Below are 24,212 nucleotides of genomic sequence, written 5' to 3'. Positions count from 1 at the left end.
TGATGTAGGAAGTCGGGGGATCGAATCAACCAGGAGCTAGTCAGTGAGCGCCATGTCTCTTGCCCTACTGCTGTCCACGGCCGCTGCCACGGCCGTCGGCGCGGCTGCGCTGCACGCCGTCCACGGCCTGCGCAAGCAGGTCACGGGGCTGCGCGGTGAGCTGGTCACCTCGGCGCACCCGCGCGGCGCGTCCGTGCCGCACGCCCGCGCCGCCGTGGAGTCCCCCGCAGCCGAGATACGAGCCGCCGTGGCCGAGGCCCTCGCCGAGGAGCGCGAGCGCGAGCTCGCCGAGGCGCGTGCGTTCTGGGCCGCCCAGGAGGCGCGTGACGCCGCCGACGCCCCCTCGCTGCTGGGCGGGCCGTCCGGCCTCGGCGACGACAGCCCGGTCTTCCTGCCGCGCCAGGTGGACCTGGTCGGTCTGGAGCCGCTGCTCGGGGACGAGCCGGCCGACGAGTACCAGGACGCCGATCTGGGCGCGGAGTCGGCCGAGCTGGCCGCCGCCCGCCGACGCCACCCCTCGCACCCCGACTTCGTACCGGTCCAGTCGCACCCCGGCGTCGACCACGAGCGTACGGTCAGCCGCCTGGAAGAGCTCGCGGAGGCCCGTACGGCCCTCGCGGACGTCCGCCCCGGCCCGCTCGGCACCCTGGACGTGTACGTCTTCACCGACGGCACGACGCTCTGCATGACCCCGGGCCACCGGGAGACCGCGGAGCGCCTGGCCGAGGCCCTGCGCTCGGGCAGCGCCCCGGTCCTGCTGGGCGGTTCGGGCATCTCCGGCGCCTACGCCCTGACCTTCTCCTGCGGCGACGCCGAGGACCCGGACAGCAACGTCTACATCCTCGCCGACCGCGTCATCGCATCGCTCTGACTTCCGCCAGCTCCACCAGCCGTACGGCCTCGTCCAGCATCGCGGACGGGGCCTTCGTGCCGTCCGGGGCCGCCGAGCGCAGCGCCTCGGCGAGGTCCAGCCCGGCCACGGCCACCTGGTCGCCGACGACGAAGATCCCCGCGTCCGGCATCTCGCGCTCCGCAGCCGCCCCCTGGGCGTCCGCGGAGCCCCGGGCGGCCGCCTCCAGCCGCTGCGCCCGTACGGACAGTTCCCGGGCCAGTTCCAGCGCCGCCTCGGCGGCACCCCGCTGGAGCCGGCTCTGCGGCGCGGCCCGCAACCGGTCGGCGAAACGTTCCACGGCGACGGTCAGGGGTGAGGTATCGAGCACCCGGCCGACCTTACGCGCCGCCACGGCACCATTGCCAACGGGCGAACTCTCCGGCACGGTGGCGTGACGAGAGCAGACCGGCGATACCTCCGGAGGCGCCCATGTCCGTAGAGTTCTCCGAGCAGACCCACCGCAACATGATCGACAGAATTCCCGGGAGCACCGGTCGTGAGCTGTCCGACTGGCTGCGCACCGTGGATGACGGTCCGTCCCTCTTCCGGTTCGAGGAGAAGGTCAGCTGGCTTCTCGGCGCGCACGAACTCTCGTACGGCCAGGCCAAGGCGATCATCCACGAGCACGACCTGCGCAGGGCCGCCCGCAAGTTCGGCTGAGCGAGCCCCTGCCCCTGTCCTAAGTCCCCCGATTCCGTCGGCCCCCGACACGCGGGAAGGCCCCGCGAGCTCTTGCTCGCGGGGCCTTCCTCAGCTCATCGGGTCCGGCCGGTCCTGCTGCTAGTCACCCTTGAGGATGGAGATCAGGCGCAGCATCTCCATGTAGATCCACACCAGGGTCATGGTGAGGCCGAAGGCCGCCAGCCAGGACTCCTCGCGCGGGGCGCCGTAGGTCACGCCGTCCTCGACCTGCTTGAAGTCCAGGGCGAGGAAGCAGGCACCGAGGATGATGCCGATGACGCCGAAGAGGATGCCGAGACCGCCGCTGCGGAAGCCCAGGCCGTCGCCGCCGCCGAAGACGGCGAACAGCAGGTTGACGGCCATCAGGAGCATGAAGCCCATGGCGGCGGCCAGCACGAAGCCGACGAAGCGCCGGTTCACGTTGATCCAGCGCATCCGGTAGGCGATCAGTACGCCGGCGAAGACGCACATCGTGCCCATCACGGCCTGGATGACCACGCCCGGGCTGATGTAGGTGCTGGTGGCCGAGCTGATGACACCGAGGAAGACACCCTCGAACGCCGCGTAGGCCAGGATCAGCGCCGGTACGGGCTTGCTCTTGAACGACTGCACCATCGCGAGGACGAACGCGATGAGCGCGGCGCCGATGGCGATGCCGTACGACTTGTTGATGTTGGCCGGGTCGACGGGCAGCGCGATCCAGGAGATGACCGCCGTCAGGACGACCGTGCCGAGCGTCATGGCCGTACGGCTCACGACGTCGTCGATGGTCATCGCATTTCCGCGGACCGGAGCCTGCGGCATACCCGTGGCCGGGTCGGTCGCGTACGGGTTGGTCGCGTACGGGTTGGTCGTGGTCCCGGCCTGGGGCTGCTGCGTGCCGAAGCCCGCGTAAGCGCCGTTGTCGCGGCTGAACCCCCGTCGCGAGAAGACCGGGTTGCTGCTCCTCATCTCACTCCTCCGTGGCCACCGTGCGCGGCCTCGCGTCAAGAGTAATGCGGTAGCAAAGGAATCGCCCTACTGCTCGAGGAGGATCTTTCCGGGACGGGACCGGCAAAGGGGCCGGAATCCCGCGCGTGATCCTGCCCGGCATCGCCCGGCGACGGGGCACGGGGTACGGGGTCGTGCGAGGGCGGCGGCGGGGGCCCTTCGGGCGCCCCCGCCGTTCGCACGTTCCGGTCGGACGGAACGTCGTCGTGCCCGAAGCCGGACTTGAACCGGCACGACCCGAAGGTCAGCGAGGTTTAAGCTCGCCGTGTCTGCATTCCACCATCCGGGCGCAGGGCGTAGCGGCCCCCTTGGAAAAACCTTGAACGCTACGGTCGAGCCTATCGGCAACGCCCGCACCCCCACCTGGGGTTCTCGCCGATGTTGTCTGATTTTATTGGTGATTGATGGAGTGTCAGGACGGAGAACGCACGGTCGGCCCCCTGCCCGCGTCGATCATGGCGCCGTGGGATTGACGGGATTTCGATGGCCCGCGCCACCCCCGCGCCACCCCTCGCGCCACCCTCCTCGCACCGCGCCCCGCCGCACGCCCCTCTCCGCGCCCCGCCGCGCGCCCCGCAACACCCCGTACCGCCCCCGTCGCACGCCCCGTACCGGCCCCGCCGCGCCGCCGCCCGGGCGCCCGCGCCGGCCACCCGAGCGGGCCGCGGCCGGCGCCCCGCCGCGTGCCCACCGGCCCCCGCCCACCCCCTCCTTGGGCCCGGCGGCCGTCATCCCAAAGGAGGAGGCGGACCCGTCCGCGTCAGACTCGAGTGGGCCGGAGAACGGGCACCACGGCTGATCCGCGGAAGGGGTGGGCGCCCTGACGATGGGGAGGTCCCGCCCACCGCGGACCGTGAGCCCGGTCCGCAGCCCGAGGAGTCGATCCGTGACCACCATGAACTACGCCCCGCACACCACCCAGGCCGTCGCCGCGCGCGCCACCGGCCTCTCCAAGGTGTACGGCCAGGGCGAGACCCAGGTGGTCGCTCTGGAGAACGTCTCCGTGGACTTCGCCGCGGGCCAGTTCACCGCGATCATGGGCCCCTCGGGCTCCGGCAAGTCCACGCTGATGCACTGCGTCGCCGGCCTGGACACCTTCTCCGCCGGGTCCGTCCGGATCGGCGAGACCGAGCTCTCCACCCTGAAGGACAAGCAGCTCACGCAGCTGCGCCGGGACAAGATCGGCTTCATCTTCCAGGCCTTCAACCTGCTGCCGACGCTGACGGCCCTGGAGAACATCACGCTCCCCATGGACATCGCGGGCCGCAAGCCCGACCGCCAGTGGCTCGACTCGGTGATCTCGATGGTCGGCCTCTCCGACCGCCTCGGCCACCGCCCCACGCAGCTCTCCGGCGGTCAGCAGCAGCGCGTGGCCGTCGCCCGCGCCCTGGCCTCCCGCCCCGAGATCATCTTCGGTGACGAGCCGACCGGAAACCTGGACTCGCGCTCGGGCGCCGAAGTCCTCGGCTTCCTGCGCAACTCGGTCCGCGAGCTCGGCCAGACCGTGGTGATGGTCACCCACGACCCGGTCGCCGCCTCCTACGCGGACCGCGTCATCTTCCTCGCCGACGGCCGCATCGTCGACGAGATGCTGAACCCGACCGCGGACGGCGTGCTCGACCGCATGAAGGCCTTCGACGCCAAGGGCCGCACCAGCTGAGGGACGCCCGCTCCCCGCTCCGACGCCCGTCCCCGCCGACCCCTGACCACCTGGACTCCTCCACCATGTTCCGTACCGCCCTGCGCAACGTGCTCGCGCACAAGGCCCGGCTGTTGATGACGGTGCTCGCCGTCGTCCTCGGCGTCGCCTTCGTCTCCGGCACGCTCGTCTTCACCGACACCGTCGGCAAGGCGATGTCGAACCAGTCCGCCAAGAGCTTCGAGGGCGTAGCCGTCTCGGTCACCTCCTATGGCCCCTCCCGCAACGATCAGGGCGTCAAGGAGGGCGAGCCGGGCATCAGCCAGCAGACCCTCGACAGGGTCAAGGCGCTCCGCGATGTGGACGCCGCCTCGGGCCGCGTCCAGGGCTTCGCCGCCGTCGGCGACCAGGACGGCAAGCTGATCGGCACCGGCTGGTCCAACGCCGGCGCCAACTTCGTCCCGCTGAAGGACGGCAAGGACCCCCGCTACGCCTTCTTCGACGGCAACGGCCCGGCCGGCGCCGACCAGATCGCGCTCGACAAGGAGACGGCCCGGCGCGGCAAGTACCAGGTCGGCGACAAGGTCCGCGTGGCCGAGAACGGACCGGCCAAGGAGTACACCCTCGCCGGCGTCTTCACCACGGAGGACGGCCAGGTGAACGCGGGCGGCTCGCTGGTCCTGTTCGACACCCCGACCGCCCAGCAGCTCTACCTGGCACCCGGGTTCTACGACGAGCTCTCCATCAGCGCCAAGGCCGGCGCCGACGCCGACAGGCTGCTCGCCGAGATCAAGCCCCTCATCGGCAAGGACGCCAGGGCCCAGACCGGCGCGCAGCTCGCCGCCGAACAGGCCAAGAACATCAGCGACGGCATGACCAGCATGAACCAGATGCTGCTGACGTTCGCGCTGATCTCACTCTTCGTCGGCGTCTTCCTGATCTACAACACCTTCACCATGCTGGTCGCCCAGCGCACGAAGGAGCTGGCCCTGCTGCGCGCCGTGGGCGCCAACCGCGGCCAGGTCAAGCGCTCGGTCCTGGCCGAGGCCCTGGTCGTCGGCGTGGTCTCCTCCGCCGTAGGCCTGATCGCCGGTGTCGGCCTCGCCATCGGCATGCGCTCCGCGATGGGCGCCTTCGGCGCGAAGATCCCGGCCGGCCCGCTGGTCGTCGCCCCCCTCACCGTCGCCGCCGCGATCGGCATCGGCGTCTTCGTCACGATGCTCGCCGCCTGGCTGCCCGCCCGCCGCACCGCGAAGATCGCCCCGGTCGCCGCCATGGGCAGCGCCCACCTGCCGGCCACCGCGAAGTCCCTGGTGCTGCGCAACAGCATCGGCGGCGCGTTCACCCTGCTCGGTCTGCTCGCCATCCTCGGCGGCGCGATGACCGGCAAGGACGGCAAGACGATGATCGGCGCCGGCGCCTTCTTCACGATGATCGGCATCATCATCCTGCTGCCGGCGCTCTCCCGTCCGGTCATCACCGCCGTCCGCCCGTTGCTGGAGAAGGTCTTCGGCGTCGCCGGCAAGCTCGCCGCGCAGAACGCGGTCCGCAATCCGCGCCGCACCGCCGTCACCGCCGCTTCCCTCGCCATCGGCCTGACCCTGGTCACGGCCCTGTCGGTGCTCGGCATCACCATGGGCGAGGCCATCGACCGGATGACCACGGACCACCTCAAGGCCGACTACAAGGTCTCCATGGGCAACACGATGGGCACCCTGGACCCCTCCGTGCTCCCGGCCCTGGCGAAGGCCCCGGGCGTCAAGGCGGTCTCCCCGCAGCAGGACGGGTTCCTGCGGACCGGTGACGGCGAGGAGTTCCACTCCGTCTCCGGCGTCAGCCCGGCCGCCATCGGCCAGCTCCTCCACTTCGACGTGGTCAGCGGGCAGATGGACAGCCTCGCCAAGGGCGAGGTGGCGGTCGCCGAGAAGACCGCGAAGAGCGCCGGTCTGTCGGTCGGCTCCACGCTGAAGGCCACCTTCGAGGACGACCAGAAGGCGGACCTCAAGGTCGGCGCGATCTACAAGGACATGCAGGGCATGCTCTCCCCCTACGTGATCGACCACACCGTGCTCGACCGGCACAGCGAGGAGCCGCACATCCGCGAGGTCTACGTCAAGATGGACGGCGGCGCCTCGGAGAAGGCCGAGCAGTCCCTCGTCGACGCCCTCGGCAAGAACCCGGCGATCACCTTCGCCACCCAGCAGGACATCCGCAACGAGATGGGCGGCATCATCAACACCGCCCTGAACATCATGTACGGCCTGCTCGGCATGGCCCTGATCATCTCGGTCCTCGGCGTCGTCAACACCCTGGCGATGTCCGTGTACGAGCGGACGCAGGAGATCGGCATGCTGCGGGCGATCGGCCTGGACCGCGGCAAGGTCAAGAACATGATCCGCCTGGAAGCCATCGTGATCTCCCTCTTCGGCGCGGTGATCGGGGTGGTCCTCGGCACCTTCATCGCCTGGGCGGTCGGCGAGACCCTCAAGGCCTCGATCCCGGACTACGCCCTGGTCATCCCCTTCGACCGGATCGCGATCTTCATGCTGCTGGCCGGCATCGTCGGCGCCCTGGCGGCCATGTGGCCGGCCCGCAGCGCCGCCCGGCTGAACATGCTGACCGCCATCAAGACGGAGTAGCCGACCGCTGCCGCACCAGGACCGTCCGCACGACGGCCGGGGGCCCCGCGACGTCACGTCGCGGGGCCCCCGGCCGTTTTCCCCGTCAGCCCGCGCGCGCTACGCCCGCCACTCGCGGGCGCGCAGCGGCATCCCGGAGTCCGCCGGGCCCCGGCCGTCGGTGCGCACGGCCAGCACCTGGTTGACGCCGAGCCGGTTGCGCTCGAAGCCGAGCGCCGAGGCGGCCATGTACAGCAGCCAGACGCGGGCCCGCCCGGGGGAGGTCAGCCGGACGGCCTCGTCCCAGTGCTTCTCCAGCCGCGCCACCCAGGCCCGCAGGGTGAGCGCGTAGTGCTCGCGCAGCGCCTCCACGTCGCGGACCTCGAAACCGGCCCGCTCCAGTTCCCCGACGGTGGTGCCGAGCGGGGAGAGCTCGCCGTCGGGGAAGACGTAGGCGTCTATGAACTCGTCGATCCGGTACGCCTCTTCGTCGGGCTCGGGGCGCCGGGCGATCTGGTGGTTCAGCAGCCGGCCGCCGGGCCGCAGCAGCCCGTACAGGGTCCGGGCGTACGCGCGGTAGCGGTCGGAGCCCACGTGCTCGGCCATGCCGATGGAGGAAATGGCCTCGTACGGACCGTCCTTGACGTCCCGGTAGTCCTGCACCCGGATCTCGACCAGGTCGGCCAGGCCCTCCTCGGCCACCCGCTTGCGCGCGAAGGCGGCCTGCTCGCGCGAGAGGGTGATCCCGGTGACCCGGACGCCGTACTCGCGCGCCGCGTGCAGGGCCATGGAGCCCCAGCCGCAGCCGACGTCCAGGAGCCGGTCCCCGGGACGCAGGGCCAGTTTGCGGCAGACCAGGTCGAGCTTGTCGCGCTGGGCCTCCTCCAACGTGCCGCCCGGGCTCCAATAGGCGCAGGAGTACACCATCGAGGGGCCGAGCACGTGGGCGTAGAACTCGTTGCCCACGTCGTAGTGGTGGCTGATGGCATCGCGGTCGCGGCCCCTGGTGTGGCGCGGTCCGCCGCGCCGCTCGGCCTCCTCGGACGGCGGCGCGGGCGCCGGCCACGGCCGGGCCAGGCGCACGAGGTCCCGTACGGCCGCCCGCCGCGCGGGGTCGCGCAGCAGGGACCGCAGTCCGTCGGGCGCCCGGTCCGCCGGCTCTTCGCCGGGCGGCCTGCCGCTTTCCCACAGCAGCGGCGCCACCTGTTCGAGGAGGGCGAACAGATCGCCCTCCACCGTCATCTCCCCCGAGACCCAGGCCCGTGCCAGGCCCAGCTCGCCCGGCTTCCACAGCAGCCGGCGCAGGGCGCGGCGGCGGTGCAGGACGAGCACGGGGCCGCCGGGCGGTCCCGCTTCACTGCCGTCCCAGGCCCTCACGCGCACGGGCAGGGGGGTGCCGAGCAGGGTCTCGGCCGTAGCGGCCAGCCGCAGCGCGGCGTCGGTCATGGCCCACCTCCAGAAAGGTCCGACCCAAGCGTCTACCCGTCCTGGGCGGCGGATAAGCCGCCGGACGGGTCCACCGCCCGCGCATCCGAGCGGTGCTCGAGGTACGCCGAAGGGGCCGCCCGCACCACGGATGGCGGGCGGCCCCTTCGGGTCACGCTGGGTCGTGCTGGTCCTGCTGGTCCTACTGGTCCGTACCGGGCGTGCTCGGCCCGGCGCCGGTCCCGCTGGTCCCGCCGGACGGGGTCAGGAGGCCTTGGCCTTCTCGGCCGGGGCGGCGACGGCGGCCGGAGCCGGCTTGGCGGCCTCGTAGAACTCCTCGCGGGGGGTCTCCAGAGCACCGAGGGAGACGACCTCGCGCTTGAGGAACATGGCGAGGGTCCAGTCGGCGAAGACGCGGATCTTGCGGTTCCAGGTCGGCATGGCCATGCCGTGGTAGCCACGGTGCATGTACCAGGCGAGCCGGCCCTTGAGCTTGATCTTCATCTTGCCCATGACGATCATCGCGACGCCCTTGTGGAGGCCGAGACCCGCCACCGCACCCTTGTTGGAGTGCGAGTAGTCCGACTGCGGGAAGCCCCGCATGCCCGAGATGACGTTGTCGCCGAGGACCTTGGCCTGGCGCAGCGCGTGCTGGGCGTTCGGCGGGCACCAGGCGTTCTCCACGCCGGCCTTGCGGGCGGCGAGGTCGGGCACCTGGGCGTTGTCGCCGGCGGTCCAGATGTAGTCCGTGCCCGTGACCTGGAGGGTCGGCTGGGCGTCCACGTGGCCGCGGGGGCCGAGCGGCAGGCCGAAGCGGGCCAGCGCCGGGTTGGGCTTGACGCCGGCGGTCCACACGATGGTGCTGGAGTCGACCTCGAGGCCGTTCTTCAGCACGACGTGGCCGTCCACGCAGGAGTCCATGGAGGTGCTGAGGTAGATCTCGATGCCGCGGGACTCGAGGTGCTCCTTGCCCCAGGTGCCGAGCTTGGGCCCGACCTCGGGGAGGATCTTGTCGGCCGCGTCGACCAGGATGAAGCGCATGTCCTCGCGCTTGATGCTGGAGTAGTACTTCGCGGCGTCGCGGGCCATGTCCTCGACCTCGCCGATGGTCTCCGCACCGGCGAAGCCGCCGCCGACGAAGACGAAGGTGAGGGCCTTGCGGCGGACGTCCTCGTCCGTCGTGGACTCGGCCTTGTCGAGCTGCTCGAGTACGTGGTTGCGCAGGCCGATGCCCTCTTCGACGCCCTTCATGCCGATGCCCTGTTCGGCGAGGCCGGGGATCGGGAAGGTGCGGGAGACGGCGCCGAGCGCGATCACCAGGTAGTCGAAAGGCAGCTCGTACGCCTCGCCGACCAGCGGCGTGACGACGGCGACCTTGCGGTCCTGGTCGATGTTCGTGACCCGGCCGGTGAGAACCTCAGCCTTGGGCAGCACGCGTCGCAGCGGGACGACGACGTGCCGAGGCGAGATGCTGCCTGCGGCCACTTCAGGGAGGAAGGGCTGGTAGGTCATGTACGAGCGCGGGTCGACGACCGTGACGGTCGCCTCGCCGTAGCGCATCTTCTTCATGATGCGCTTGGCTGCGTACAGGCCTACGTACCCACCTCCTACAACGAGGATCCTGGGACGCTCCGTGGTGCTCATGGGAAAAGTATCCAGCACCCCACGGAGTGACGCTCGTGAGCCCCTTCACAAGGACCTCGAGCCCCTCTGCTACACTCCGCCGCCCACGTGACCCAGGTCATGGCGCGAAGCGGGAACCAGGAGGTAACGGGAGTCGTTGAACACCAGTGCTGAACTGGCCTCCAGCCCCGTAAGCGGAGTAGACCACCGGGTTCGTGGATACCTACCGGCAGACCTTCGCGCCGGGCTCCATTCGCACGAACGCTCACCAAATGAAGGCTCGAGTGGCTCTCGAGGCACCCAAAAGGCTCCTCCAGCGGCCTCCTGCACATCTTTTCCTTGTGAAGAACTTCACGAACTTCATCCGGAGGGCGGGATTCGAGGCCCGCGGACCACATCAACCGGGCCGGGTGAACCCGGAACACGGCGGCGGCGCTCCGGTGAACCCACACCTCGTTGCGCGTGCAGCGCACGTGTACACAGGCGTGCGTACGCCGGCGTCATGAGTGAGAACGCTGTGACCGTGCGCGAAGCCCGCGCCCACCTCGCGGACCACATCAACCGTGCCCAGCAGGGCGCACCGACCATAATCACCCGCAACGGCGCCCCCGTGGCCGCCCTGGTCCCCATCGCGGACTTCAACGCGCTCGAAGAGGCGGCCGACGAACTGCTCGCACGCGAGGCGGAGGCAGTGCTGGCCGAAGGCGGCGCGACGGTGACCATGGCCGAGCTGCTGGCCGACCTGTTCACCGAGAGCGGTGACGACCCGGCGTGAAGTACGCCTTCCGGTTCACCACCGCGGCACAGCGGCAGCTTCGGACGATCGACAAGCCTGCCGCGATGCGCGTCCTGGCCGCACTGACCGCGCTGGGGGACGACCCCTTCCGCGAGGACGCCGACATCAAGAAGCTCACCGGCCCCTGTGGCCTCTACCGACTCCGGGTCGGCAGCTACCGGGTCCTGGACGGAGAGCTCGTCATCCTCGTCGTCGAGGTCGGCGACCGCCGTGACGTCTACCGCACCCTCTGAGGACGACGGTTGGGGCTCGCGGTCAGCTGACCGCGAGCCCCAACCGTTCAGCGATGCGGCCGATCAGGACCGCTGCTTGCCGGCCTCGACCTCTTCCGCGGTCTTGATCGCGATGCCGTCGAGGATGTCGTGCTCCGAGACCACGACCTCCGAGGCGCCCACGCGCTCCATGACCGCCAGCAGGACCAGCGCGCCCGCGCCGATCACGTCGACCCGGCCCGGGTGCATCACCGGGATCGCCGCGCGCTCGGCGTGGGTCAGCGTCAGCATCCGCTCACTGATCGCGCGGACCGTCTCGTACGGGATCCGCGCGTGGTGGATCGCCTGCGAGTCGTACTCCGTCAGACCGAGCGCGATCCCGGCGACCGTCGTCACCGAGCCGGCCAGGCCGACCAGCGTGCGCGCCCGCGCCAGCGGGACCGTCCCGGCGGCCAGGTCCAGCGCCGCCTCGATGTCGGACCGTATGGCCGCGACCTGCGCCTCGGTCGGCGGATCGCTGACGACCCCGTCGACCGTCAGGTGACGCTCGGTCATCCGGACGCAGCCCACGTCGACCGAGCGGGCCGCCTGGACGTGGTCGTCGCCGACCACGAACTCGGTCGAGCCGCCGCCGATGTCCACGACCAGGAAGGGGCGTTCCAGGTCGGTGCGGCCCGTCAGCTCCTTGGTCGCGCCCGAGAAGGAGAACTCCGCCTCCTGGTCGCCGGAGATCACCTCGGGTTCGACGCCCAGGATGTCCAGCACGCCCTGGACGAACTCGTCCCGGTTCTCGGCGTCCCGGGAGGCCGAGGTCGCCACGAAGCGCACGCGCTCGGCCCCGAGTTCCTTGATGACCGCCGCGTACTCGCGGCAGGCCGCGAAGGTGCGCGCCAGCGCCTCGGGGGCCAGCCGGCCCGTCTTGTCGACGCCCTGGCCGAGGCGGACGACGGTCATCCGGCGGTCCAGCTCGACGAGCTCGCCCGTACCGGGGTCGCAGTCCGCGACGAGGAGCCGGATGGAGTTCGTACCGCAGTCGACGCCCGCGACCCGGGTCATGCGCCGGACTCCTTCTCCGCGTCCTTCTTCTCCGCGTCGTTCCTCTCGGCGCACGGCGTGACGCAGGCACCCTTGGCCCACCACTCGGGCAGCATGGCCAGGGCCTCGTCACCGAAGGGGTTCACCCCCGGGCCCGCGGCCAGCGAGTGGCCGACCAGCACGTGCAGGCACTTCACCCGGTCCGGCATGCCGCCGGCGCTGGGGAAGCCCTGGAGCACCTCGATGGCGTCGCGGCGGGTGAGGTAGTCCTCGTGCGCGGCCCGGTAGGCGGCGGCCAGCTCCGGGTCCCCGGCGAGGCGGCCCTGCATCTCCTTCATCACGCCGTTGGCCTCGAGCGTGCCGATCGCACCGGCGGCGCGGGGGCAGGTCAGGTAGTACAGCGTCGGGAAGGGGGTGCCGTCGGGGAGCCGCGGGGCGGTCTCCACCACGTCCGGCTGCCCGCAGGGGCAGCGGTGCGCGATGGCGCGCAGCCCGCGCGGCGGGCGGCCGAGCTGCTGCTCGAACGCCTCGATGTCTGCGGCGGTCGGCTCGGTCCGGTCGGTCTGGGGCGGGGGCGTCTGCATGCCTGGAGGAAGTCTTTTCGTTCTCGTGGATGGGCTCGTGCGGGGGTGCGTCTCAGTCGCCCGGGCGGTCGGCCTTGTCGACGCCGTCCCAGACGTTGGAGTACCAGGGGCGGTCGGTCGCGGCCTGTCCCTTGCGTCGGTGCTCGGCGGCCTCGGCCCCGGGGTCGCTCATGATGTAGCTGATCTCGCCCGGCCGGACGAAGTGCAGGTGCTTGCGCGCCTGCTGCTCCGCGTACGCGTCGTCCTGCCAGCGTGCCTTCTCGTCGCGCAGCCGTTCCAGCCGGTCCCGCGCGGAGGCGGCGGCCTTCTGCTGCTTCGCGATCTCCGAACGCTGGGACACGTACTGGCGCATCGGATACGCGAGGGCGACGACCAGGGTACAGAGGACGAGGACGAGCAGGGCGGCCCGGCCGGTGAGCCGGCTGCGGCGCACCTGGCGGCGGGACTGCGAGCGGTAGACGTGTGCCGCGGTCCGCTCGCCCAGCTGCTTGAGCCTGGTCGCCGTCGAGAACGTGGCGAACCGGTCCCGGTTCCCGGCCATTGATCCGCCTCCCCTATGTACACGCGACGCAATACGTCCCCGCACACGGTACGGGACCGAGTGCGGGGACGTAGGGAGGCTTGCGCCCTGAAGGACTGATCAGCCCTTGAAGCGCGGGAAGGCGGAGCGGCCCGCGTACACCGCGGCGTCGTCGAGGATCTCCTCGATGCGCAGCAGCTGGTTGTACTTGGCGACACGGTCCGAACGGGCCGGGGCGCCGGTCTTGATCTGGCCGCAGTTCACGGCGACCGCGAGGTCGGCGATGGTGACGTCCTCGGTCTCGCCGGAGCGGTGCGACATCATGCACTTGAAGCCGTTGCGCTGGGCCATCTCGACGGCGTCGAGGGTCTCGGTCAGCGAACCGATCTGGTTCACCTTCACGAGCAGGGCGTTGGCCGAGCCCTCTTCGATGCCGCGGGCGAGGCGCTCCGGGTTGGTGACGAAGAGGTCGTCGCCGACGATCTGGACCTTGGCACCGAGGCGGTCGGTGAGGGTCTTCCAGCCGGCCCAGTCGTCCTCGAACAGCGGGTCCTCGATGGAGACGAGCGGGTACGCGTCGACGAGCTCCGCGTAGTAGTCGGTCATCTCGGCGGCCGAGCGGGACTGGCCCTCGAACTCGTACTTGCCGTCCTTGTAGAACTCGGACGCGGCGACGTCGAGCGCGAGCGCGATGTCCTTGCCCGGGACGTAGCCGGCCTGCTTGACGGCCTCGACGATGAGGTCGAGAGCGGCGCGGTTCGACTCGAGGTTCGGCGCGAAGCCGCCCTCGTCACCCAGACCGGTGGAGAGGCCCTTGGTGTGCAGGACCTTCTTCAGGGTGTGGTAGACCTCGGCACCCCAGCGAAGGGCCTCGGAGAAGGACTCCGCGCCGATCGGGGCGATCATGAATTCCTGGATGTCGACGTTGGAGTCGGCGTGCGACCCGCCGTTCAGGATGTTCATCATCGGAACGGGCAGCAGGTGCGCGTTCGGACCGCCGAGGTAGCGGAAGAGCGGGAGGTCGGAGGCCTCGGACGCGGCGTGCGCGACGGCGAGGGAGACACCGAGGATGGCGTTGGCGCCGAGGGAGCCCTTGTTCTCGGTGGCGTCCAGGTCGATCATCGCCTGGTCGATCAGGCGCTGCTCGGTGGCGTCGTAGCCGACGAGCTCCGGGCCGAGCTGCTCGATGACGGCGAGGACGGCCTTCTCGACGCCCTTGCCCATGTAGCGGTTGGGGTCACCGTCACGGAGCTCTACGGCTTCGAACGCTCCGGTGGAGGCGCCGGACGGGACTGCAGCACGGCCGGTGCTGCCATCGTCGAGGCCCACCTCGACCTCGACCGTGGGGTTGCCTCGGGAGTCCAGGATTTCCCGGGCTACGACGACGTCGATGGACGGCACGAGCATCTCCTTCTGGGATGTGACGCTGGGTGTGCGGTGGCGTGTCAGGCCGTGGGATGGCCTTGCCGCTTAGAGCCTAACCGTCTCCGGGCACCGGGCCGCCCGACCGCCCGTGTGGTGGGACGAAAAAGGGTCTGAATGCCCCTCTTACAGGACATAGGGCTCTTGATCGCAGAGACTCGCCGCACCCGGCGCCCGGCCTTCGCGCGGCCGTCACCCGGCGGATCGTCAGGACGCACGGCGCCGCCCGGCGCGTGGGGGCCACGCGCCGGGCGGCGGGAATCACGTGTGCCGCGAACGCGGCCGCGGAGGTGTCACCGCGGGATTCAGCTGAGCTTCAGCTTCTGACCCGGGAAGATCAGGTCGGCGTCCGAGACGACGTCCTTGTTGAGCTCGAAGAGCTTCTCCCAGCCGCCGGAGACGCCGGCCGAGGAGGCGATGGTGCCCAGCGTGTCGCCGGACTTGACCTCGTAGGAGCCGTTGCCGGTCTTGGGGGCCTCGGTCTTCGGCTTGGCCGGGGCGGCCGGACGCTCGGAGCGGGAGGTGGCCTCGGAGCGCTTCTCCGTCTTCGGCGCGGTCTTCTTCGGCTCGGTCTTCTTGGTCTCGGTCTTCTTCGTCTCCGCCTTCGGAGCGGCCTCGGCCGCGCCACCGTTGTACGCGGAGTTCGACAGGCCCACGCCACAGGACGGCCAGGCACCCTTGCCCTGGCCCTTGAGGACCTTCTCGGCGATGGCTATCTGCTGGCTCTTGGAGGCCTGGTTGGCCTGCGCGGCGTACGCCTTGCCGCCGTAGGCGGCCCAGGTGGAGGACGAGAACTGCAGGCCGCCGTAGTAGCCGTTGCCCGTGTTGATGGCCCAGTTGCCGCCGGCCTCGCAGGAGGCGACGCGGTCCCACTCGGAGGTGGTCGCAGCGGAAGCGGTGCCCGCGGCCATCAGCGGGGCCGCGACGGCCACACCGGCGACGCCGGCGAGCGTGACGATGCGGACGGCCTTGGAGCCGCGGCGGTGCTTGCCCTTGGCGGAAAGCAGCATGGAGTTCTCCTCACCGACGCCTTCGAGGTGAGCTGTCGGGTTCGGGCGAGTGAGTGCCCGGCCAGGCGACCTAGCGCCTGTCTTAACCCCTAGCCGGTTCCGTGACCGTCTCTCAACGGCCGGTTCCGGCGCCTACCTTGGTTCCCCCGCTCCTGCCTTCGGCGCTTGCGCGACGAGTGTTCCCCCCGGCCGCCGGCAGGATTCGGCGATGCGGTCGAAGGAGCCCGCGGTGGCGAGCGATTCAGAAGGTAGACAGGTCTCCCCCCGATGTTCAACGAGGGCCACCGGGGGGAAACGGTGCCTACTTGCGCTCTTCCCAGGGGTGTTTGCGCAGGTGAGGACGGGGTTTGCGGAACCCGGGGAACCGGACACGCCAGTTGACCGGAAGAGACACATGTCTCACTTACGGAAAACGGACAATCAGGTTCTTCCCGGGCGCCTCAAGTGTCCCTATTCGTGCGTTAGATCCAGATTCTGGCCCGGCTTGATGAGGTTGGCGTTCCCGCCGATGACCTGCTCGTTGGCCTCGTAGAGCGCGTTCCAGCCGCCCGTCACTCCGTTGGCGTCCGCGATGGTCACCAGGGTGTCGCCCGTCTTCACGGTGTACTTCGGGTCCGACACCGCATCAAGTGTGACCGGCGCCTCGACCGCGGCCGGGCCGCGGTGCTTGCCGCCGCCCTGCGTCCCGTCGGCCGTCGTGCCGGCCGGGCCGGCAGTGGCGTCGGGGGTCGCCGGGGCGGTCGGCGAGACGGGTGCCGTCGTACCGGTCGGCGCCGTCGGGTCCGCGGGGAGGGACGGGACGGCGGGCGCCGTCGGGTCCACGGGCGGGAGCGGAGTCGTGGGTGCCGTGGGCGTCGTGGGATCCGTCGGGCCCGCGGACGGGGTCGTGGGCGCCGTCGGGTCCACCGGGAGCGTGGGCCCGGTCGGCTGGTCCGGATGCGGCATCACGGGCAGCGGGAAGTCGGGGAGCATGAACGAGGGCGTGTCCGTCGGGGACGGCACGGCGGGCGTCGGGGCGCCGAAGTCCGTGGACGGGGTGTCCGAGCCGAGGTAGGGGACGACGGAGTCCGGCCGCGCCACGGAGGGGGACGCGGGCCTGGACTCCCGGGGAACGCCCGGGTCCACGCCCGCGGCGGGCGCCTGCTGCGACAGTCCCGCCGAGGTCCCGCACTGCGACCACGCCGCCGGGCCCTCGGAGGCCAGGACCCGCTCGGCCACGGCTATCTGCTGGGACCGGCTGGCGAGGTCGGCGCGCGGGGCGAAGTCGAGGCCCCCGGCACTCCTCCACTCCTCCTGGGTGAACTGCAGCCCGCCGTAGGAGCCGCTGCCGTAGTTCGCGCTCCACGTGCCGCCGCTCTCGCACTCGGCGACCTTGTCCCACGTGGTGGTCTCTGCCGCGCTCGCGCCGGTCGCCGCGAACAGCGGCAGGGCGAGTGCGGAGCCGGCGACTCCGGCGGTGACGACAAGTGCGGGCACTTGTCGGGGGCGTCTGTGGCGGCCGTTCCCGGAACCCATGAGGTTGCACCTTTCGCATAACGGCGGGGTAACGGCAGAACCTAGCGGGCTTCGAACGCCTGTCACAAGTTTGGGCGTTGGCTGACTTCAGGTCAGTACGTTTTCAGCCTGTTTGCCCCGTGAACCGAACCGGAAGCGTCCGCAGCCCGCGCATGATGAGGCCGCCGCGCCAGCGCAGCTCCGCGGCCGGCACGGCCAGTTCCAGGTCGGGCAGCCGCGTCAGCAGGGTCGCGAGGGCGGTCTGCCCTTCGAGGCGGGCGAGCGGGGCGCCGACGCAGTAGTGGATGCCGTGCCCGTATCCGAGGTGCTGGTTGTCGGTCCGGGAGAGGTCGAGGGTGTCCGGCTCGGCGAACCGGTCGGGGTCGCGGTCGGCGGCCGCGAGGACCACCAGGACCGGGTCGCCCGCCGCGATGTCCTGACCGCCGAGGACGAACGCTTCGGTGGCGAACCGCCAGGTCGCCAGCTCCACGGGGCCGTCGTAGCGCAGCAGCTCCTCGACCCCGGTGGCGAGCAGCTCGCTCTCGCCCGCGGCCAGGGATCTCTGGAGGCGCTCGCGCTGGTCCGGGTTCATGAAGAGGGAGTGGACGCCGTTGCCGATGAGGTTGACCGTGGTCTCGAAACCCGCGAACAGGAGGATGAAGGCCATGGCGGTGGCCTCGGCCTCCGTCAGGTGGTCGCCGTGGTCGCTGGCCCGGATCAGATCGGAGATGAGGTCGTCCCCGGGATCCTCGCGCTTGCGGTGGATGAGCTCGCCGAGGTAGGTGCGCATCTGCTTCACCGACCGCGCTACGCCGCCCCGGGGCCCGCCGCCGTGGCGGATCATCATCCCCGCCCAGTCGCGGAAGTCGTCCTGGTCCTCGCGCGGTACGCCGAGCATCTCGCAGATGGCGTAGATGGGGAGGGGGAACGCGAACTCGTGGATGAGGTCGGCCTCCCCCTTGGCCGCGAACCGGTCGATCAGGTGGTCGGTCAGCTCCTGGACCCTCGGGGCGAACTCGGCGACGCGGCGGGGGGTGAACGCCTTCGACACCAGCCGCCGCAGACGCGTGTGGTCCGGCGGGTCGATGTTGAGCAGGTGGGTCATGAGCTCGGCCTTGCGCTCCCCCGGGATCCCCGTCTTGCCCTTGGCGTGCGCGGGCTCGGCGTGGTGGACCGGGTTCTTGCTGAGCCGCTGGTCGGCGAGGGCCTGGCGGGCGTCGGCGTACCGGGTGACCAGCCAGGCCTCGACCCCGCTGGGGAGCTTCGTGCGGTGCACGGGGGCGTGCTCGCGCAGCCAGGCGTACGCCGGGTACGGATCGGTCGCGAACTCCCAGTCGAACAGGGTCGGGCCGGATCCGTCCACGGACCGGGCGGCGGAGGGGTCTTCGGGGGCTGCGGGGGTCTGCTCGTGCACCTGGAGACCGTATCCCGCCCCGGGACCACCAACCCATATGCGTGGTTCGTCGCGGCTGTCCGCAGATCATCCAAGGCTTGACCTCACCTTCCCCTGTGTTCCTACTTTCGGGTTTGTGGATGTGAGGATCTTGAAAAGCAGCTTCGCGGTGGTGGAGAGACGGGCCGAGCACGCGGCCAAGTTCTTCTACACCCACCTGTTCTGGCACAACCCCGGAGTCCGTGAGCTCTTCCCGGCCGCCCCCGAGGACATGGAACGCCAGCGGGACCGGCTCTTCGCCGCCCTCACGCACGTGATCGCGCACCTGGAGAACGAGACCCTCCTCCCCTATCTCCACGACCTCGGCCGCGACCACCGCAAGTTCCTCGCGACCCCCGAGCACTACGCCGCCGTCGGCGCCAGCCTCCTCGCCGCGCTCGCGCAAGCCTCCGGCGAGGCCTGGTCCCGCGAGGTCGAGAAGGCCTGGTCCGAGGCGTACCAGGTCATCGCCGACGCGATGATGGCCGGCGCCGCCGCCGGCGAGGACCCGCCGTGGTGGGACGCCGAGGTCGTGCGCCACCTGCTGTACGGGCAGGACATGGCCGTCCTGACGCTGCGCCCGCACGCGCCCTTCCCCTATCTGCCCGGCCAGTACACGAGCGTGAGCAGCGCGCGGGTCCCGAGGACCTGGCGCACGTACTCCCTCGGCAACGCGCCCCGCGCCGACGGCACCGTCGACCTGCACGTCAGCCGGATCGAGCGGGGCCGCCTCAGCACCGCCCTGGTCCGCGACGCACGGCCCGGCGACGTTCTGCGCCTCGGCGCGGCCGGCGGGCGGCTGACCTTCCGCCGCGAGGACCGCCCCGTCTCCTTCATAGCCGCCGGCACCGGCTGGGCCCCGATCCGCGCCATGCTGGAGGAGCTGGCGGGCCGCCCTCCCGATCAGGACGTACGGCTCTTCGTGGTCGCCCGGGACGCCGCGCACCTCTACGACCGCCCGCTCATCGACGCGTGCGCGGCCGCCTTCGACTGGCTGAGCGTCACGTACATCACCCCGGCCCCCGGGCGCCACCGCAACCAGGCCACCGACCGGCTGGCGACCGCGCTCAGCAACCGGGGGCTCTGGCCCGACCAGGACGTCTACCTCAGCGGTCCGCCGCGGTTCGTCGAGGAGACCTCGTACCTGGTGGAGGAGCTCGGCGCCCACCCCGGCCGGGTCTTCTACGACGCCGTACCCGGCGGTGGCAGGGGCCACGGCCGGAACCAAGGGCCGGACGAGGACCCGGACGATGACCCGGACGAGGGCCCGGACCGCGACCACGACCCCGGCCAGGGCCGGCGGGACCGGCCGACGGGCTTCGGGGAGTGGTTCCTGAACCGGCCGGACCCGTACTGGCACAACCCCTCGGGGCGCGCGCCGCGGCCGTACTGAACGAGCGGACGAGCGGACGAGCGGACGACCGGACGACCGGCTGGACGGCGGAGGCCTCGCGGCGCCGGCGGCTACGCGCCGACGCCTTCGGCCGCCCGGATCGCTTCCCGGTACACCCGGGCCGCCGCGCGCAGCGCGGTCTCGGGATCGGTGCCCGCCGCCTCGGCGCGCGCGGCCAGTTCCAGCAGTTCGTACCCGATGCCCTCGCCGCGCGGGAGCTCCACGGCCACGCCGCCCGCCCGGGCCCGGCCGACGAGCTTGGCCGCGAGCGCGAGACCGGGCTGACCGAGCGGGACCCCGTCGGTCACCGACTCCCGCTGCTTCTCCACCTGCTTGGTGCGCTGCCAGTGCTCGTTGACGTCCTGTGCCGTGTGCGCCTCGGCGTCGCCGAAGACGTGGGGGTGGCGGTGGATGAGCTTCTCGACGAGGGCGCCGGCCACGTCGTCGATGGAGAACGGTTCGTCCTCTTCACCGGGGCCGCCCTCCTCCGCGATGCGGGCGTGGAAGACGACCTGGAGCAGGACGTCCCCGAGCTCCTCGCGCAGTTCCTCGCGGTCGCCGTCCTCGATGGCCTCGACCAGCTCGTACGCCTCCTCGATGGCGTACTTCACCAGGCCCTCGTGCGTCTGCTGCGAGGTCCAGGGGCATTCGCGCCGGACCCGGTCCATGACCTGGACGAGGTCGATCAGGCGGGCGCCCGGCAGGTCGTAGGAGCCCGGTAGGAGTTCCAGGTCGGGCATGCTGACGCGGCCCGAGCCGGCCAGGCGGGCGAGTGCGTCGGTGAGCCGCTGGTCGCCCTCGCCCCCGGGGATCACCACGACCGTGCGCCCGCCGGCGCAGGCCTCGACGAGCTCGTGGGCGTCCGGGACCGCGTGCACCACCTCGATGCCGGCCTCACGAAGGTACGGGAGCTGCGGATGGCCGGGGTCGGCGCACAGCACCCGGTCCGCGGCGTGCAGGGTCTGCCAGGCCGGCCAGGACAGCACGCCGGGGGCGACCCGGTGGCTGGTGGTCAGCAGGACGATGCGGCCGGTGGGCTCGGAGGGTACGTCGTCAGTCACCCTCCGAACCTACCTCTCCGCGCCTACGCTCCGGCCGGGGGCTGCTCGGGGCGGGTGACCTGGGTGATCCAGGAGGTCTTGGCCTCGCCGAGGCCGACCTTCTGGGCGTCCCAGGCGCCGTAGCGCGGGTTGACCTCGATGCCGAGCCCGGACGCCGCCTTCGAGGCGGGCTCGGAGAGCTTGCCCTCGCCGTACTTGGCGTTGAGCTTGGTGAACAGGACCTGGTCGCGGACCCAGCGGTCGATCTGGTCGGGTGCCATGGCGGCCTTCTGCAGGATCGTCGCCTCGAAGGCCTCGGTCCCGCCGTTGCCCTGGTCGTAGGCCTTGCGCTCCTCCTGCAGTTCCTTCGGGGTGAGGGCGATCCCGGCGTCCTCGGCCATCCGGTCCAGGATCCGGCTCTGGATCATCGCGCCGAGCTTGACCCGGTCCAGCTGGGGGATGGCCGCGATGAGCTCGGCCGAGTGTTCGGAGCGGTTCTGCGCGGTGCGGACGTCGTTCACCTGGGCCTGGAGCGCGGAGGTGGTGATCCGTTCGCCGCCGACGACGGCCGCGGTGCCGGGGCGGGCTTGGCCCGAGCAGGCGGACAGCAAGGGGGCCGCCACCAGGAGGGCGGCGGAGACGGAGAGCGCTGTGCGACGGTGCAAAGGAGCCTCCAGGGCCGGGAGATTGTGCGTCGGTGCACAAGGGCCGTGCGATGATCGATGTTATGCAGTAGAGGTGACCAGAGCCACCGGTTCGACCAACGATTCCGGGGGTGTTGGGGTGCTGCGCCGTTCGTGCCAGCGCCATCCGGTGGCCACCCTCCGGTCCTGTGGCGATGCCAAGGTCGGCCCACCATGTCGACACCGCACCGCTCCCCGCGCCGCACGAGCCTGCTCGGCTCGGCCCTCGGCGCCCTCGTCGCGACGGTGGCCGTGTGCGCCGGGGACGCCGTCGCTCGCGTCTTCCCGTACGGGCCGCGCCATCGCGGCGTCAACGATCTCGGCAATCAGTTCGTACCCTTCCACGCCCGTCTGTGGGACCTGCTGCACGGGCGCGCCGAGGGCGGCCTGCTGCTGAACTGGCAGTCCGGGTACGGGACCAGCTTCCTGCCGGATTTCGGGACCTACCTGAGCAGTCCGTTCGCGGTCCTGGTGGGGCTCTTCCCGCGGCAGGACGTCGACCTCGCGGTGTACGCGGTCATCGTGCTCAGGACGGCGGCCGCGGCGGCGGCGATGGCATGGCTGCTGCGCACCCAGCGACGCGGCCCGTGGTGGGCGGCGGGGCTGCTCGGGGCCTCGTACGCGCTGTGCGGCTGGTCGGTGATCGAGGCCTCGTACAACCCGATGTGGCTGGACGGGCTGATCGCCTTCCCGCTCCTGTGCCTGACGGGTGAGTGGGCGCTGCGCTCTCGCCGTCCGGCGGCGGCCGTCGTCGTGGTCGCGGTCTGCTGGACGGCGAACTTCTACACCGCCTACATGGCGACGCTGGGCGCTCTCCTGGTGCTGCTGGTGCGGGTGGTGCTCGTGCGGGAGGGGGTGAAGAACCGGCTGCGGGTCCGCGCGCGGGCGGCGTCGGCGACCGTGCTCGGGGTCGCGCTGTCCGCTCCGGTCCTCCTCCCCCTCTTCCTCAGTTCGAAGGGGGCCTATCCGGGCTGGTTCAAACCGTTCCAGCCGGTGCCCGCGCCGGACCTGCTGGCCCGCCTGCTGCCGGCCACGTACTCCTTCTCCTCCCCCGCCCTCTTCATCGGGACCGGGACCCTGCTGCTGGTGGCGGCCCTGCCGTTCCACCGGGCCGTGGCGGGGCGGACCCGGCTGTACTGGGCGGGGCTGGTGCTCCTGGTGCTGCTGTCCTTCCAGTGGAGGGCGACACACCTGGCCTGGCACCTCTTCGCGACGCCGAACGGGAGCCCGTACCGGCAGACCTTCGTGCTGGCCGGGACCGTCGTGATCGCCGCCTGGGCCGGGCTCTCGGCGGGGGTCCCGGGGCCGCGGGCGCTGGCGGGCGGCGCCGGAGTGATGGCGGCCGTCCTGCTCGCGGCGAGCGGCAGCGCACTGGCGACGGCGTGGGGCCTCGCGCTCTTCGGCGGCGGACTGGCGCTCTCCGGCGCGGCCTGGTGGGCACTGCGCCGTCCCCGGCTGGTGTTCCCGGCGGCCGGCGCGCTGGTCCTGGTCCTGCTGGCCCAGGCGGCGGCGACGACCGCGTACGGCGAGAAGGGGAAACTGGCGGGCCTGGACGACTACCCGCCCTGGGGCCCGGCCCACACCGCCCGCGCCGAGGCCCTGGCGGGCGCCGGTGGCTGGCCCGCGTACCGCACGGACGCGGGGCGGCCGGCACTGACGGGCAACGATCCGATCCTGCTGGGCGGGGAGGGCGGCGCGTACTACAGCAGCCACACCCCGGATCTGTTCACCCGGACGATGGCGGCCCTCGGGGCGGGCTGGACCTCGCGCGGACGCAACGTACAGAGCCTGGACAACCCGGTGACGGACGCCGTCTTCGCCGTCGGGGCGCGCCTGCGGCCGGACGGCACGGTCGCCCGCGCCGAGGTCCCGCCCCTGGTCACCACCCGGCCGCCGGGCCCGGAGCCCGTCTTCGGCGCCTCGCCCTTCGCGAACCAGGAACTCCTGCTGGGCGCACGGGTGTACGAGGATCCGCTCGCCCCCGGGGTCTGCCGCGCGGGCACGGAGGCCTTCCTGTGGGCCCCGGAGTACAACGCGACGGCCCGCCTCGCGGACGGGCCGGCCTTCCGGCTGAACGCGAACCCGCCGCGCAACCGGGCCGCGATGCAGCCGATGGGCGTCTCGCACGGGCCGGCCTCGGGGCTGGTCTTCGACGCGGGCGCCCCGGCGCACTGGCAACTGTCCTGCCTGGACCGGTCCCTGCTGACCGGGGCGGTCACGCGCCTGCGCGCCACGGCGGCGGTGTCCGTCGAGGTGTCGTCCTCGTCCGTCCGCGCCACCCTCCCCCCGGGCAGCCGGGGTACGGCGGTGCTCTCGGTGCCCGCCGTCGCGGGCTGGACCTGCAACGGCAGCCCGGCCGCCGGCCGCCTGGGCCTGGTCGCCGTCCCCCTGGACGGCCGCACCACCACCCTCAGCTGCGCCTTCCGCCCTCCGGGCCTGCTGGCGGGGGCGGCGGTCGCGGGCACGGCCCTGGCGGCGCTCGCGGTGCTCCTGCGGACGAGTTGGAGGGGCGGCGGCGGCCGGAGCGGCCGGACGGCGGGGCCGGCGAACCGTCCGCCGCGTGCGGGGGTTCCGCGCCGCCGGGACCGGGTCCGCGCGCTCTGACCCCGCACGACACGGGGCCGGGGGGGGGGCCGGGCGGGGCCCGCCGCCCCCACCGCGGGGGGGGGTGGGAGGCGGGGGGGGGGGGCGGGGGGGGCGCCGCGGGCCCGGCCCCCCGAGGG

The 24,212-nt window shown here is 71.8% G+C and carries 21 protein-coding genes, 1 tRNA gene and 1 riboswitch; of the genes, 8 read left to right on the top strand and 14 right to left on the bottom strand.

What is annotated here, in order from left to right:
• The first annotated feature begins 52 nt into the window (after window positions 1–52).
• Window positions 53–871: a hypothetical protein gene (locus tag ABZY44_RS19815; RefSeq protein ID WP_356655492.1), complete on the top strand. Its 819-nt coding sequence runs from the start codon at window positions 53–55 to the stop codon at window positions 869–871.
• On the opposite strand, the gene ABZY44_RS19810 is transcribed toward ABZY44_RS19815, so the two are convergent.
• Window positions 855–1,220: a hypothetical protein gene (locus ABZY44_RS19810; protein WP_356655490.1), complete on the bottom strand. Its 366-nt coding sequence runs from the start codon at window positions 1,218–1,220 to the stop codon at window positions 855–857. The genes ABZY44_RS19815 and ABZY44_RS19810 overlap by 17 nt on opposite strands.
• 101 nt (window positions 1,221–1,321) lie before the next feature.
• On the opposite strand from ABZY44_RS19810, the gene ABZY44_RS19805 reads away from it, so the two are divergent.
• Complete coding sequence (locus ABZY44_RS19805) at window positions 1,322–1,552, top strand: DUF4287 domain-containing protein (protein WP_356655488.1); 231 nt, start codon at window positions 1,322–1,324, stop codon at window positions 1,550–1,552.
• Window positions 1,553–1,672: 120 nt separating this feature from the next.
• Here the strand turns inward: ABZY44_RS19805 and ABZY44_RS19800 are convergent, their stop codons facing one another.
• Both ABZY44_RS19800 and ABZY44_RS19795 read right to left on the bottom strand, forming a co-directional pair.
• Window positions 1,673–2,524: a Bax inhibitor-1/YccA family protein gene (locus ABZY44_RS19800; RefSeq protein WP_356655486.1), complete on the bottom strand. Its 852-nt coding sequence runs from the start codon at window positions 2,522–2,524 to the stop codon at window positions 1,673–1,675.
• A 246-nt stretch (window positions 2,525–2,770) separates the two neighbouring features.
• Window positions 2,771–2,852, bottom strand: a tRNA-Leu gene (locus tag ABZY44_RS19795).
• A gap of 606 nt (window positions 2,853–3,458) precedes the next feature.
• Between ABZY44_RS19795 and ABZY44_RS19790 the strand changes: the two genes are divergently transcribed.
• Both ABZY44_RS19790 and ABZY44_RS19785 read left to right on the top strand, forming a co-directional pair.
• Complete coding sequence (locus tag ABZY44_RS19790; protein ID WP_356655550.1) at window positions 3,459–4,223, top strand: ABC transporter ATP-binding protein; 765 nt, start codon at window positions 3,459–3,461, stop codon at window positions 4,221–4,223.
• Window positions 4,224–4,288: 65 nt separating this feature from the next.
• Window positions 4,289–6,841, top strand: coding sequence for an FtsX-like permease family protein (locus ABZY44_RS19785; RefSeq protein ID WP_356655484.1), 2,553 nt, complete (start codon window positions 4,289–4,291; stop codon window positions 6,839–6,841).
• Window positions 6,842–6,940: 99 nt separating this feature from the next.
• Here the strand turns inward: ABZY44_RS19785 and ABZY44_RS19780 are convergent, their stop codons facing one another.
• Window positions 6,941–8,266, bottom strand: coding sequence for a cyclopropane-fatty-acyl-phospholipid synthase family protein (locus ABZY44_RS19780; protein ID WP_356655482.1), 1,326 nt, complete (start codon window positions 8,264–8,266; stop codon window positions 6,941–6,943).
• Window positions 8,267–8,509: 243 nt separating this feature from the next.
• Window positions 8,510–9,889, bottom strand: coding sequence for an NAD(P)/FAD-dependent oxidoreductase (locus ABZY44_RS19775; RefSeq protein WP_356655480.1), 1,380 nt, complete (start codon window positions 9,887–9,889; stop codon window positions 8,510–8,512).
• Between the two features lie 481 nt (window positions 9,890–10,370).
• Here ABZY44_RS19775 and ABZY44_RS19770 point away from each other — a divergent pair, with 481 nt between their 5' ends.
• Both ABZY44_RS19770 and ABZY44_RS19765 read left to right on the top strand, forming a co-directional pair.
• The gene (locus ABZY44_RS19770; RefSeq protein ID WP_356655478.1) at window positions 10,371–10,643 is read left to right on the top strand and encodes a type II toxin-antitoxin system Phd/YefM family antitoxin; all 273 of its coding nucleotides are present in this window, start codon (window positions 10,371–10,373) and stop codon (window positions 10,641–10,643) included.
• Window positions 10,640–10,897 (top strand): type II toxin-antitoxin system RelE/ParE family toxin, encoded by a 258-nt coding sequence (locus tag ABZY44_RS19765; RefSeq protein ID WP_356655476.1) that lies wholly within the window; start codon window positions 10,640–10,642, stop codon window positions 10,895–10,897. Before ABZY44_RS19770 ends, ABZY44_RS19765 begins: the two co-directional genes overlap by 4 nt.
• A 63-nt stretch (window positions 10,898–10,960) precedes the next feature.
• Here ABZY44_RS19765 and ABZY44_RS19760 read toward each other — a convergent pair whose 3' ends face one another.
• The 7 genes from ABZY44_RS19760 to ABZY44_RS19730 form a co-directional block, all read right to left on the bottom strand.
• Window positions 10,961–11,932 carry a Ppx/GppA phosphatase family protein gene (locus tag ABZY44_RS19760; protein WP_356655474.1) on the bottom strand — a complete coding sequence of 324 codons (972 nt, stop codon included), beginning with the start codon at window positions 11,930–11,932 and terminating at the stop codon, window positions 10,961–10,963.
• A complete protein-coding gene (locus ABZY44_RS19755) occupies window positions 11,929–12,495 on the bottom strand; it encodes a DUF501 domain-containing protein (RefSeq protein ID WP_356655472.1) in 567 nt (188 codons plus the stop codon). The genes ABZY44_RS19760 and ABZY44_RS19755 overlap by 4 nt, the downstream gene beginning before the upstream one ends.
• Before the next feature lie 52 nt (window positions 12,496–12,547).
• Window positions 12,548–13,036 (bottom strand): septum formation initiator family protein, encoded by a 489-nt coding sequence (locus ABZY44_RS19750; protein WP_356655470.1) that lies wholly within the window; start codon window positions 13,034–13,036, stop codon window positions 12,548–12,550.
• Window positions 13,037–13,135: 99 nt separating this feature from the next.
• Window positions 13,136–14,422 carry a phosphopyruvate hydratase gene (eno, locus tag ABZY44_RS19745; RefSeq protein WP_356655468.1) on the bottom strand — a complete coding sequence of 429 codons (1,287 nt, stop codon included), beginning with the start codon at window positions 14,420–14,422 and terminating at the stop codon, window positions 13,136–13,138.
• Between the two features lie 320 nt (window positions 14,423–14,742).
• Window positions 14,743–15,447 carry a transglycosylase family protein gene (locus tag ABZY44_RS19740; RefSeq protein ID WP_356655466.1) on the bottom strand — a complete coding sequence of 235 codons (705 nt, stop codon included), beginning with the start codon at window positions 15,445–15,447 and terminating at the stop codon, window positions 14,743–14,745.
• Between the two features lie 2 nt (window positions 15,448–15,449).
• A riboswitch (cyclic di-AMP (ydaO/yuaA leader) is annotated at window positions 15,450–15,621 on the bottom strand.
• 276 nt (window positions 15,622–15,897) lie between these two features.
• On the bottom strand, window positions 15,898–16,923 hold the full coding sequence (locus ABZY44_RS19735) for a transglycosylase family protein (protein WP_356655464.1): 1,026 nt from the start codon (window positions 16,921–16,923) through the stop codon (window positions 15,898–15,900).
• Between the two features lie 142 nt (window positions 16,924–17,065).
• On the bottom strand, window positions 17,066–18,304 hold the full coding sequence (locus tag ABZY44_RS19730) for a cytochrome P450 (protein WP_356655548.1): 1,239 nt from the start codon (window positions 18,302–18,304) through the stop codon (window positions 17,066–17,068).
• Between the two features lie 172 nt (window positions 18,305–18,476).
• On the opposite strand from ABZY44_RS19730, the gene ABZY44_RS19725 reads away from it, so the two are divergent.
• Window positions 18,477–19,766: a globin domain-containing protein gene (locus ABZY44_RS19725; RefSeq protein ID WP_356655462.1), complete on the top strand. Its 1,290-nt coding sequence runs from the start codon at window positions 18,477–18,479 to the stop codon at window positions 19,764–19,766.
• Between the two features lie 71 nt (window positions 19,767–19,837).
• Here ABZY44_RS19725 and ABZY44_RS19720 read toward each other — a convergent pair whose 3' ends face one another.
• Window positions 19,838–20,827, bottom strand: coding sequence for a nucleoside triphosphate pyrophosphohydrolase (locus ABZY44_RS19720; protein ID WP_356655460.1), 990 nt, complete (start codon window positions 20,825–20,827; stop codon window positions 19,838–19,840).
• 23 nt (window positions 20,828–20,850) lie between these two features.
• Window positions 20,851–21,471: a SurA N-terminal domain-containing protein gene (locus tag ABZY44_RS19715; protein ID WP_356655458.1), complete on the bottom strand. Its 621-nt coding sequence runs from the start codon at window positions 21,469–21,471 to the stop codon at window positions 20,851–20,853.
• 192 nt (window positions 21,472–21,663) lie between these two features.
• On the opposite strand from ABZY44_RS19715, the gene ABZY44_RS19710 reads away from it, so the two are divergent.
• Complete coding sequence (locus ABZY44_RS19710) at window positions 21,664–24,093, top strand: YfhO family protein (RefSeq protein ID WP_356655456.1); 2,430 nt, start codon at window positions 21,664–21,666, stop codon at window positions 24,091–24,093.
• Window positions 24,094–24,212: the final 119 nt, after the last annotated feature.

Origin of the sequence: Streptomyces sp. NPDC006544, from assembly GCF_040611715.1 — a bacterium.
Taxonomy (GTDB): domain Bacteria; phylum Actinomycetota; class Actinomycetes; order Streptomycetales; family Streptomycetaceae; genus Streptomyces.
Note: the sequence above shows the minus strand (reverse complement) of the source record. Positions and strands in the feature narration are given on the sequence as shown.

Coding starts and splice junctions, on each gene's coding strand:
- ABZY44_RS19815 (WP_356655492.1), top strand. CDS start 53: ATGTCTCTTGCCCTACTGCTGTCCACGGCCGCTGCCACGGCCGTCGGC.
- ABZY44_RS19805 (WP_356655488.1), top strand. CDS start 1,322: ATGTCCGTAGAGTTCTCCGAGCAGACCCACCGCAACATGATCGACAGA.
- ABZY44_RS19800 (WP_356655486.1), bottom strand. CDS start 2,524: ATGAGGAGCAGCAACCCGGTCTTCTCGCGACGGGGGTTCAGCCGCGAC.
- ABZY44_RS19790 (WP_356655550.1), top strand. CDS start 3,459: ATGAACTACGCCCCGCACACCACCCAGGCCGTCGCCGCGCGCGCCACC.
- ABZY44_RS19785 (WP_356655484.1), top strand. CDS start 4,289: ATGTTCCGTACCGCCCTGCGCAACGTGCTCGCGCACAAGGCCCGGCTG.
- ABZY44_RS19780 (WP_356655482.1), bottom strand. CDS start 8,266: ATGACCGACGCCGCGCTGCGGCTGGCCGCTACGGCCGAGACCCTGCTC.
- ABZY44_RS19775 (WP_356655480.1), bottom strand. CDS start 9,889: ATGAGCACCACGGAGCGTCCCAGGATCCTCGTTGTAGGAGGTGGGTAC.
- ABZY44_RS19770 (WP_356655478.1), top strand. CDS start 10,371: ATGAGTGAGAACGCTGTGACCGTGCGCGAAGCCCGCGCCCACCTCGCG.
- ABZY44_RS19760 (WP_356655474.1), bottom strand. CDS start 11,932: ATGACCCGGGTCGCGGGCGTCGACTGCGGTACGAACTCCATCCGGCTC.
- ABZY44_RS19755 (WP_356655472.1), bottom strand. CDS start 12,495: ATGCAGACGCCCCCGCCCCAGACCGACCGGACCGAGCCGACCGCCGCA.
- ABZY44_RS19750 (WP_356655470.1), bottom strand. CDS start 13,036: ATGGCCGGGAACCGGGACCGGTTCGCCACGTTCTCGACGGCGACCAGG.
- eno (WP_356655468.1), bottom strand. CDS start 14,422: ATGCTCGTGCCGTCCATCGACGTCGTCGTAGCCCGGGAAATCCTGGAC.
- ABZY44_RS19740 (WP_356655466.1), bottom strand. CDS start 15,447: ATGCTGCTTTCCGCCAAGGGCAAGCACCGCCGCGGCTCCAAGGCCGTC.
- ABZY44_RS19710 (WP_356655456.1), top strand. CDS start 21,664: ATGTCGACACCGCACCGCTCCCCGCGCCGCACGAGCCTGCTCGGCTCG.